This window comes from Lysinibacillus sp. NPDC056232 (assembly GCF_042267565.1).
Taxonomy (GTDB): domain Bacteria; phylum Bacillota; class Bacilli; order Bacillales_A; family Planococcaceae; genus Lysinibacillus.
Window position 1 is genome coordinate 1 of sequence record NZ_JBHJTF010000015.1, and the last position, 2682, is coordinate 2682.

At 36.8% G+C, this 2682-nt stretch carries 2 protein-coding genes; both read right to left on the reverse strand.

Going from position 1 to position 2682, the window contains the following annotated elements; all coding sequences use genetic code 11:
- Positions 1 to 506 precede the first annotated feature (506 nt).
- Complete coding sequence (locus ACFCYJ_RS12855) at positions 507 to 2384, reverse strand: SLC13 family permease (RefSeq protein WP_376074329.1); 1878 nt, start codon at positions 2382 to 2384, stop codon at positions 507 to 509.
- Between the two features lie 107 nt (positions 2385 to 2491).
- Positions 2492 to 2614 (reverse strand): hypothetical protein, encoded by a 123-nt coding sequence (locus tag ACFCYJ_RS12860; RefSeq protein ID WP_376074330.1) that lies wholly within the window; start codon positions 2612 to 2614, stop codon positions 2492 to 2494.
- Positions 2615 to 2682: the final 68 nt, after the last annotated feature.

Below are 2682 nucleotides of genomic sequence, written 5' to 3' on the forward strand. Positions count from 1 at the left end.
TCAAACTCTCCATAAAAAGAAATTTGATTAGCTCAAATTGTTTTGCTGGCATCATGTTTGATGTCCAAAATTTTGTTTCGTTCACTAACTCAAGGTTAGCTACTAAAAACTTTATTGATTACGTTTTGCTTGTTCAGTTTTCAAGGTTCATTTCGTTGCTATTTTCTCAGCAGCAACTCTTATATAGTATCACGTCGTAAACTCGATGTCAACAACTAATTTATTTAATTTAATTGTTGTTTTCTAGTTATCTTAGCGACTCGTATAATATTACTCTCTTAATTCAAAAAGGTCAACACTTTTTCTAATAAAAATTAATACTTTTTCATTTCATCGAAAAACTTCCTATTTATATACTTACGAAAAAAATTATCATTAGACTCTTCATTTCAAGTCAATATAACTTTTTATTGGTATCTAAAATAGAATTTTATCATAATCTTCAATAAGAATTTAATAGATTCTATAAAAAATCAACAAAAAAACTCGGCATAGAAACCGAGTTTTTAAAATGGAAAGAAAAATGGGATTGCCAGCATCATAACAATAAACATAATAATCTGTAGTGGAATTCCAATCTTCACAAAGTCCATAAACTTATAACCGCCAGCAGTCATAACTAGCGCATTTGTTGGGGAAGCAATCGGAGTAACAAACGCCATACTTGCTGCTACAGCAACAGCCATCATAAATGTCGTTGGACTTGCCTCCATTGCAATCGCGGCATTCATAGCAATTGGCGCGAACAAGACAGCAGTCGCCGTATTACTAATAAACTGTCCAAAAATAACTGTTAAAATATATACGCCAACTAGTACTCCATACGGTCCATAATCTCCAAGTGCATTAATGATACCATCGGATAAAATAACCATACCACCTGTTTTCTCCAATGCAGTCGCCATCGGAAGCATTGCAGCTACAAGCACAATACTTTCAAAATTCATATTGCTATACGCATCTTCCATATTACGTAAACAACCTGTTAATATCATCAATACGGCACCAATCATAACGGAAATAACAGCAGGGAAAATTTCAAAAGCCATTAACACAATCATTAAAAGCATAATGACACCTGCAATACCTGCTTTCCCCGTGGCTGCAGCTACACTCGCTTGCTCCTTTGGCTGACCCACAACAACGACATCCTGTGTTTCCCTTGCCAGTAACAAAATCTCATCCCAAGCACCTTGTACTAAAATGGCATCTCCAAATTTCAATTTATGTGTCACCATATCCTGGAGTTTATAGCCGCCTCTACGATTAATGCCAATTATATTAAGATTATATTTTTCTCGGAAGCCTAGGGCGCTAACAGTCTTATTAATAAAGCTGGAATTTGGCGTTAATAATACCTCAGCAATACCAAGATGCTTCGATACCAAATCATCAGCCTCTCCTTCAGCCAGTTCCTGCATCTCTAGACTATAATCTGCAGCAAAACGACGAATATTCTCTTCCTCACCTTGGACATACAATTCATCTTTGGCATGTATCACACTTGTCGGACCTGCCATTTCCTGATATGTCATCGGTAAAAAACTAATGCCTTCTTGAGATCGTCGATGAATTTTCATCATACAAAGCATATATTTGGCCGGAAGCTTCAATTCTGCTAATGTTGCGTCTATAATCGAGGAATCTTCGGGCACAAATACTTTAAACAAACGATTGTTTAAATCATATTGCTTAATAATTTTCTTCGGAGATAGTTTATAGTCAGCTTTTGTTTGTGAACGGTTCTTATCATTTGGTAATAGTTTATTTCGCACAAGTACTAAATAGGTAATACCAACAATCATCCCTACAATACCTATGGGCGTCACTTCGAAAAATCCAAGCTTATTATAGCCACGATCTACTAATAACTGACTGACAATTAAATTTGTTGGTGAAGCAATTAAAGTCATAAGCCCTGAAAGACTCGCGACATAAGAAAGTGGTAGCAAGAATTTTGACGGACTTTCCTTCATACTAATCGCAATACTAACAACGATCGGCATCATTAAAGCTACAGTACCTGTGTTACTCATAAAGGCACCTACCGTCCCTACAATAATGAGCAATAACACAAATAATTTCAGCTCACTATCACCTGACCATTTCAACAATAATCGTCCTGCCATCCCTGCAAGTCCAGTTCGCAAAATTCCTGCACCCACAACAAATAACCCCGCAATCATTAAAACTACAGCGTTCGAAAAACCCGCTAGTGCCTCTGTCGGCGTTAAAATATCTGTAATGACAAATGCTAAAAGTGACACAATCGCAACGAGATCTGCTCGTACTTTATTCGTCACAAATGCAAAAATTGTCGCTCCTAAAATAAGAAATGTTAATGTAAGCTGCACATCTAAGAATTCCTTTCTAACATTAATCATTGTGCTAGGTGATACATAAAACCTTTTGTAATTGCAGCACCTTGCACGTTTATCATTTAGATTCATTATATCTTACCCAAAACGATATATGAGAAAGTTCACCATCTTTACAAAATAAAAAACTCCTCACCATAGCGCGAGGTTGATTTCCGTTCCGGCTGGGTGCTTTGTTGCTGACGCTTCGCTTTCGCACAGTTAAAACATTTGTTGCTGACGCTTCGCTTTCGCACAGTTAAAACATTTGTTGCTGACGCTTCGCTTTCGCACAGTTAAAACATTTGTTGCTGACGCTTCGCTT

Excerpts from the sequence above, each read along its gene's own strand:
- ACFCYJ_RS12855 (WP_376074329.1), bottom strand. The coding sequence starts at position 2,384 with ATGATTAATGTTAGAAAGGAATTCTTAGATGTGCAGCTTACATTAACA.